Annotated in this window: 3 protein-coding genes and 1 pseudogene; 3 read left to right on the forward strand and 1 reads right to left on the reverse strand. The window is 73.3% G+C overall.

From position 1 onward, the window contains the following. The 3 genes and pseudogenes from ACE3Q3_RS21440 to ACE3Q3_RS21450 form a co-directional block, all read left to right on the forward strand. Positions 1-3,750 (forward strand): annotated as a pseudogene (locus ACE3Q3_RS21440) (hypothetical protein); the annotation flags it as partial. 72 nt (positions 3,751-3,822) lie between these two features. Then, entirely contained in the window at positions 3,823-4,938 is a 1,116-nt protein-coding gene (locus tag ACE3Q3_RS21445) for a calcium-binding protein (protein ID WP_374449397.1), read from the forward strand. A gap of 13 nt (positions 4,939-4,951) precedes the next feature. Next, positions 4,952-5,968, forward strand: a complete 1,017-nt coding sequence (locus ACE3Q3_RS21450; RefSeq protein ID WP_374449399.1) for a GDP-mannose 4,6-dehydratase — start codon at positions 4,952-4,954, stop codon at positions 5,966-5,968. Here ACE3Q3_RS21450 and ACE3Q3_RS21455 read toward each other — a convergent pair. After that, positions 5,922-8,453: glycosyltransferase (locus ACE3Q3_RS21455; protein WP_374449401.1), on the reverse strand; the 2,532-nt coding region annotated here is incomplete at its 5' end. The genes ACE3Q3_RS21450 and ACE3Q3_RS21455 overlap by 47 nt on opposite strands.

Raw genomic sequence — 8,453 nt, forward strand, 5'->3', positions numbered from 1 at the left:
TTCGACCTCGCGGGCGGGCTGGGCGCCGACACGCTGGTCGGCGGCCCCGGCGCCGACACCTTCGACGGCGGCGGCGGCTCCGACCGGATCGAGGGCGGCGAGGGGGTCGACACCGCGGTCTTCGGCGCCGGCGCCACGCTCTCCTTCGCCGGCAGCCAGTGGATCGTCCAGGACGGCGTCGACGCCGATACGCTGGACGGGGTCGAGAAGGTTGCGGTCGACGGCACGACCTATCTCCTGGTCGACACGGCGGGCGGCGGCTTCGACTCGATCGCCGACGCGCTCGCGGCGGCGACCGGCGGCGAGACGATCCTGCTCGGCGACGGCACCTACACCGGCATCCTCAACCTCGACATCGCCAAGTCGGTGACGATCGCCGGCGCCGGCCCCGGCGCGGTGATCGACGGCCAGCTCAACGAACTGAACGACTCCTTCGCCGGCGCGACCTTCGACTGGCTCCAGACCGAGACCTCGATCGTCTCGGCCGGCGACGGCTTCCGGATCAGCGCCGACAACGTCACCCTGCGCGACCTGACGATCCGCGACTACAGCAACGGCGTGGCCCTGACGGGCGGCGACAGCGTCCGCCTCGAGGATGTCGTCCTCGAAGACAACGTCATCGGCGTGCGCAAGGGCACGGCGGTCGAGGTCGACGGCTTCACCATGACCGGCGGCACGATCCGCGACGGCGGGTCGGGATTCCACGTCTTCGGCGCGACCGATGCGGGCGGGTTCGGCAACGTCCTCATCGACGGCGTCGATTTCGAGGACCTGCTGTTCAAGGGCATCTATGTCGAGCAGCTCGAGCAGGCGACGATCACCGGCGTCGCCATGGACAATGTCGGCGAGTTCGGCCGCGGTGCCGACAGCGTCCTCTTCGGCGCCGGCATCGGCCAGTTCGGCAACGGCATCGACATCAACCTCAAGTACGACGACTTCGCCGACATCCTGATCGAGAACTTCACCTTCATCGACGTCGGCCGCAGCGACGGCGGCGGCCCGGCGCACGAGTTCGGCGGTGCCATCGTCGTCAAGGCGCGCGACGACGCGCCGTCCTACAGCGGCGATCCGGCGACCCTCGACGGGGTGACGATCCGCAACGGCTCGATCGACGGCACCAGCACGGCGGTCCGCATCGGCGAGCCCGGCAAGACCAATGCCGGTCCGACCGACGCCCTGGTCCAGAACGTGACCGTCAGCGGGGCCGAGACCGGTGCCTTCGACAACCGGACCCTGTCGACCCTGACGATCGAGGGCACGGTCGGCGCCGACGTGCTGACCACCAGCCCCGACGCCACCGGCACCTTCGCGATCATCGCCAACAACGGCGGCGACAGCATCGAGGGCGGGCCGGGCAACGACACCTTCTCCGGCGGTGCCGGCGCCGACACGCTGACGGCGTCGCTCGGCAGCGACCGGTTCACCGGCGGCGGCGCCGGCGATCTGGTCGTGGTCGATCCGGCGGCGCTGGCGGGCGGGCCGAAGGCGTTTCTGTCGTTCGACGACTTCGCCAGCGGCGAGGGGATCGACCTTTCGGCGGTGCCGGGCGCGACCGAGGTCGTGGCCGCGCCGGAGACCCTGACACAGGGCCAGTACACGATCTCGACGAGCGAGGTCGGCGGCGCCTGGCACCATGTGATCGAGATCGGCACCGACACGGTCGCGGGCTCCGACCTCCAGGTCACCCTCGTCGCCGAGCAGGAACTCGACGGCACGCTGGCGGGCGGGGTCCTGGTCTTCGCCCCGGCGGTGCCCGAGCAGCCGAGCTACGCCGACTACGTCTTCGCGTGGGATCCGCGCGGCATCGTCGCGCTCGCCGAGGGCACGCCCGCCGGCTTCACCAACGTGGCGCTGGCGGCGCCCCCCGGATCGGGCTGGGAGCTCGCCGGCACCGGGGACTTCGACGGCGACGGCGACGACGACCTGCTGTGGTGGAGCGCCGCGCTCGGTGGCGCCGCCTGGGGCGAGGTCGACGGCCTGTCGGTCGGCGCCGCGACCTGGATCGGGGCGCCGGCGGCCGGCTACACGGTCGCGGAGATCACCGACGTCGACGGCGGCGGAACCGACGACCTCGTCTGGAAGAGCGCCGACGGTCAGACGGCCGTCGTCGCCGACGGGGCCGGCATCGGCACGACCGCGGTGGAGCTGGGCGACGACTGGCAGTTCGCCGGCATCGGCGACCTCGACGGCACCGGCAACAAGCTCCTGTGGACCGACCCGGCGATCGGCGGCGTCGCCACCACCACGGCGACCAGCAACGCCGGCGCGGATTTCTACGGCGTCCATCCCGGCTCCGGCTGGTCGCTCGCGGCGGTCGCCGATCTCGGCGGCGACGGGCGCGACGACCTGATCTGGCTCGCCAACGGCGGCGACGACGTCGCGATCACCGCCTTCAACGCCGTCGCCACCGGCGGGGTCACCGCGGCCGTCGGCGATCCCGGGACCGGCTGGACCTATCTCGGCCACGGCGACTTCGGCGGCGCGGTCGACGGCCTGCTGTGGTTCGACGAGACCAGCGGGGCGGCGATCGTCGGTCAGCTCGCGACCGACGGCGGCACCGGCGCGATCGCGGCCAGCAGCAATGTCTGGCTGGGCGGACCGGGACCGGGCTGGACCTTCGCCGGCATCTTCGATGCGGACGGCATCGGCAACGACGAGATCCTCTGGCGGAACCCGGATCTCGGCGGCTATGCGATCCAGCGCGACCCGCTGGACTTCGGCAGCGCCGAATGGATCGGCAATGTCGAGGCGACCGACGCCCAGCGCCTGGCCTACCCGGTCGACCTGTCGCCCGGCCCCGGCTGGACCCTCCTCGGCTTCGGCGATTTCGACGGCGACGCCGACGACGACCTGCTGTGGTGGAACGCGACGTTCCAGGGCGCGGCCTGGTCGCCGGTCGACGGCGCGTCGGTCGGAGCGGCCGCCTGGGTCGGCGCGCCGGGGGCCGGCTTCACCGTCGATGCGATCCTGGACGTCGACGGCGACGACGTCGACGACCTCGTCTGGGTGAGCGCCGACCGCCAGACCGCCCTCGTCTCGGACGGACCCGGCGTCGCCGGCAGCGGCGTCTCGCTCGGCCCCGACTTCACGTTTGCCGGCGTCGCCGACGTCGACGGCAACGGCATGAAACTGGTCTGGGAAAGCGAGGTCCTGGTCGGGACGGCCCTGTCGCCGATCGCCACCAACGTCGGTGCCACCTGGTACGGGGTCAGCCCCGGAGCCGGCTGGGACCTGATCGCGGTGGCGGACTTCCTGGGCGACGGCAATGCCGACTTCCTGTGGTGGAACGACGGCCTGAACGGGGCGGCCTTCACGTCGCACGACGCCGCGGTCACCGAATGGTTCGGCTCTCCCGGCGCCGGCTGGGCGCTCGTCGAGACCGGCGATCTCGACGGCGATGGCACCATCGACCTGCTCTGGCAGAACTCGGCCGACGACGCCATCGCGATCACCACGCTGGAAGAGGACACCGCGAGCGGCGGCATCGACCGCGCGTCGGAGACCTGGATCGGCTCGCACGGCAGCGCCTGGGAGATCGACGGGCTGGTCGACCTCGACGGGGACGGTGCGCAGGAGATCCTGTGGTTCAACGCCGGCCTCGCCGGCTACGCCGTCCAGCACGACGCCTTCGACATCGGCTCGCTGTCGTGGCTCGGCGGCCTGTCGGCCGACGCGGCGGCGAACCTCGAAACCTGGCGGCTCGACGCGTGGCGGATCCAGACGACCGCCGATTTCGTCCTCGATGTCTAGGGACGCGGGCGCTCCGGCGGCCGTTGCGATCGTACGAGGCGGCCCCGGGCCGCTTCCGGTGGAGGTGTAGAGATGGCGACCATTCCCGGTGGGATCTTCGACGACGGGGAGCGCAGCGTCCTCGAGCAGCAGATCATCCAGGGCTTCCTGGACGTGAACGCGCTCGTGGCCGCCGACTTCGTGACATCGACGGAGAACCTCGTCCTCGACGACGAGCACGACCATCTCGTCCTCAACGGCCCGGCGGCCCTGACCGGGATCGGCAACGGGGCCGGCAACATCCTGGTCGGAAACTCGGGCGCCAACTTCCTCGACGGCTCGGCCGGCAACGACACGATGCTGCCGTCGGCCGGCGACGATACGGTCGAAGGCGGCGAGGGCGACGACGCGGTGCTCGCCTGGGACGGCGACGACCTCGTCCGCGGCGAAGCCGGCAACGACGTCGTCTGGGGCAACAAGGGCGACGACACGATCGAGAGCGGCGCCGGCCACGACTGGGCGTTCGGCGGCCAGGGCAACGACCTCGCCTATGGTGGCGGCGGCAACGACAGCGCCTTCGGCGACCTCGGCGACGACACCGTCCTGGGCGATGTCGGCGACGACTGGATCTTCGGCGCCAAGGGGAACGACGTCCTGGAGGGCGGCGACGGCGCCGACACCGCCTATGCCGGCCAGGGCAACGACACCGTCGCGGGCGGCGCGGGCGGCGACAAGCTCTTCGGGGACGGCGGCGACGACCTCGTGCTGGGCGACGGCGGCGACGACCTCGTCTATGGCGCGGCCGGCGCCGACACGCTGCAGGGGGGTGACGGCGCCGACGGGCTGTTCGGCGGCGGCGAGGCCGACCTGCTGCAGGGCGGCGCCGGCGCCGACACGCTGACGGGCGACCGCGGCGACGATTCGCTGGCGGGCGGCGCGGACGGCGACGCCTTCTTCTTCGCGGGCGACGGCGGCGACGACGTGGTGCTCGATTTCGGCGACGACGACCGGCTGGTGTTCCTCAGCGCGATGAACGGCATCGTCTTCGCCAGCGTCGCCGACGTGCTGGCGCGCGCGTCGGCGGCCGGCGACGCCGTCACCATCGACCTCGGCGGCGGCAACTCCGTCACCGTCATGGGCCTGACGCTGCAGCAGCTCCAGGCCGAGCCGGCGAAGTTCATCAGCATCCTCGACCAGTTCGAGCTCTGAGCGGGCGGGCGCCTTGTCCTCGCCGCCGGTCTGCCTCGTCTTCGGCGCGACCGGCCAGGACGGGCGGCTGGTGGGCCGCCGCTTCGCCCGAGGGGGCTATGCCGTGGTCGGCGTCAGCCGCCGTCCGCCGGCGGACGCCCGGCGCGACCTCGGCGACTATCGGCCGTGCTTCGCCGGGATGGTCGGCGACTTCCTGGCGTCGGCGGATGCCACGGCGGAGCTCCTGGGTGCCTTGCAGCCCGCCATCATCGTCAACGTCGCCGGCATGTCCTCCGTCGGGGCCTCCTTCGAGCGCCCGATGGAGACGCTGCTCGACAACGGCAACCTGAACCTCTTCATCCTCGAGGCGCTGCGGCGCGAGGGATCGCGCGCGCGGTACGTCTTCGCATCGTCCGGGGAGGTGTTCGGGGAGACGCCCGCGGCCGGGGCCGCCGCCGGCACGCCCTGGAATCCACGGAGCCCCTACGCGGTGTCGAAGGCGTCGGCCGCGATGATGCTGCGGAACTATCGCGACGTGTTCGGCGTCGATGCCGCGCTCGCCCATCTCTTCCCGCACGAATCGCCGCTCCGGCCGTCGCACTTCGTCCTGCCCAAGCTCGCCCGCTCGCTCGTCGACCTGCGCGCCGGCCGTCTCCGGTGCCTGCGCCTCGGCCGCACCGACGTCGTGCGCGACTGGGGTTGGGCCGAGGAATACATGGACGCGCTCTACCGCCAGGCGCGGCTGCCGGTCCCGGTCGACCTCGTGCTCGCCACCGGCTCCGCGACGTCGCTCAACGCCATGGTCGACCATGGCATGCGTCGCCTCGGCATCGCCGCGGAGGGACGGCTCGCGGTCGATCCGGCGATGGTCCGTCCCGCCGATCTCGCGCGCTCGACGGGCGACCCGCGCGAGACATGGCGGGCGATCGGCTGGCGGGCGACCTGCGCGGCGACGGCCGTGCTCGACCGGCTGATCGACCACGCCGTCGCCGCTGCCGGCGAGATCACTCCGCCGCCGCGCCGGCGCGTGGCGGTTCCGGTCGCGACATGAGGCGGACCACGCGATCGCCGGCGAAATGCCGGCGCACCGCCTCGGCGGCGCGCGCGCCCACTGCCCGCCCCGCCGCCGGGCTGCGCGCCAGCTCCTTCATGTAGACCGCCGCCGCCCGCTCGTCGGGCTCGGCCCATTCCTGGCCCAGCCAGTCGGGATAGGCGTCGCGCGCGACCGGGACCAGCCGATAGGGAACGAGGAAGGCGGTGGCGGCCGACATGAAGTCCATCGGTCCGGAATAGCCCGTCGCCACCACCGCCCGGCCCAGCATCATGGCCTGGGCGATGCCGAGCCCGAGCCCCTCGGAGCGGTGCAGCGAGACGAAGCAGTCGGCGGATTCGTAGAGGTCGTTCATCTCGACCGACGAGAAGGTGCCCTCCAGCAGGCGGATGCGGCGGTCGCCGCCGGCGAGTTCGCGGAACCGCGCCAGGTCGGCATTGTTCTGGTGGGCGTTGCTCAGCTTCACCACCAGCTCGACCGGCTCGTCGCCGTCGGGGAACGCATGCCGGAAGGCGCGGACGATGCCCTCCGGGTTCTTGCGGGCGACGAAGGAACGGGCGTCGACGACCCCGAGGAACCGGAAGCCGCGGCGGCCGGCGCCGAAGCTCCCGCCCCCGTCGGCGCTCGGCGCGAAGTCCGACGGCCGCAGGATCGGCGGGCAGACGCGGACCGGGCAGCCGACGACGGGCGCCACGGCACGGCGCACGAACTCGCTCGCCACCCAGATCTCGTCGAGCAGCATCGCCGGTGCCGCCATGCGCCGGGTCATCGCCGGCAGCTCCCAGTACCAGTAGCCGACGCGGCGCCGCGCCCGCCGCCACAGCGGCTCGAACTTGACGACGGCGTCGAGGGTGACATCGGCATTGGCATGCAGCACCAGCAGCGACGGCGCGACGCCGTCCGCGACGGCCGCGGAGCCCAGCAGGTCGACCGTCTCCGGTCGCAGGCCGGCCGCCGCGAGCGCGGCCACCACGCCGTGCGCGCTGTGGCCGACGCCGGAGGTGGTGGCGAACGGGCCGACGACGACGGTGCCGGCCTCCGGGGGGGCAGGCGGGGCCGCCGCCGGCCGCGCCGGAGCGTTTGCTCGGCCGAGGCCGGGCAGGCCGGCGCGATCGAACGCGGCCGCGATGGCCTCCATGCTCGCCCGGCGGCCGGCCGTGCGGCCGAGCAGCCGCTCGCGCAGCCGGGGCGAGCCGGAGAGCAGGCGCAGGATGCGCGGCAGGGTTCCGTCCCGGCGGTGCCAGAGCCAGGTCCGGACGACCTGGGCCAGGGCCGGCCGCAGCCCCGCCGGCCGGCTGCCCTCGAGGAGCGCGGCCAGAGCGCGCGCCGCCGCCGGCCGGCCGCGCATCGCGTCGGAATCGGGGGCGAGCAGGCGCGCCAGCGCTGCGTCGAGCAGGCTGGCGGGCTCCTCCGTCGCCGACCCCGCGAACGGCTCCGCGTCGAGCGCGACCGCGATCGCCGCGACGGTGTCGGGGTCGGCGGTCCAGCCGGCGAGCCCGATCGAGAGGAACCAGGCGAGATAGGCGGCGATGCCGGCGCCGTCGGCGAGGTCGAAGCTGTCGGTCAGGTCGGCGCGCGCGGCGTGGAGCAGCAGCGGCAGCGCCGGGATGGTCAGGGCGGCGGGTGCGTCCTCGACCGTTCGCGCGACCGGCCAGACGAGATCGACCGGCCGTCCGTCGGCGGGCGGCGGCACCGGCGTCCGGTCGATCAGCCGCTCGGCAGTGCCGACGTCGACGGCGCCGACGGCGTGCAGCGCCGCCAGCAGGGGCATGAGGGCGCGGCGCCGCCCCTCGGCATCGGCGTCGAGAAAACGCTCGAACGCGGCGATCGCCTCGGCCGGGAGGTCGCCGAAGCGGCGCAGGAACTGCAGCACCCGCGGGATCGTGCCGCCATAGGGGAGGTCGCGCGTCGCCGGGACCGGCTCCACCAGCCACCCCGGTCGAAGCAGGTCGCCTGGTCCCGCCGCACCCTGTTCCAGCGCCCGGTGCAGGGCGCGGCGCAGCGCCGCCGACAGCCGGGTGCCATCCGGCAGCCGGTCGTAGTCGTACGGCCGCACCGCATGGGCGAGGTCGCCCCGCGCGAGCAGGCGGCGGCCATAGTCGCGGAGCAGCGTATCGACGGCGCCGCCGCGGGCCTGCGGCAGGGCGACGTGCCGGCTGATGCCGGCGCCGAACATCTCGAAGCCGGAATAGTGGAAGAACACCAGCGGCTGGCCGGCGGCCGTCCAGGTGCCGGCGCGCTGGTCGACGGGGCGTTCGTGGACGTTCCAGTAGGCGACGTTGTACCCGGAATGGCGGATGAGGTGGACGGCGTCCGAAAGGGCCGGGAAATGGTCCACCACCTTCTGGTCGACGAAGGTGCCGTTGGCGGCGTCCTCGATGCAGTTCCAGGCGATGCGGTCGCGCCACCAGGCGACCAGGCGCCGGGCCTCCGGCCCGGCGCGCAGGCCGATGAAACCCAGATTGTACTGGCCGCTCAGGCTGAC

Origin of the sequence: Allostella sp. (assembly GCF_041913585.1) — a bacterium.
Classification (GTDB): Bacteria; Pseudomonadota; Alphaproteobacteria; order ATCC43930; family Allostellaceae; genus Allostella.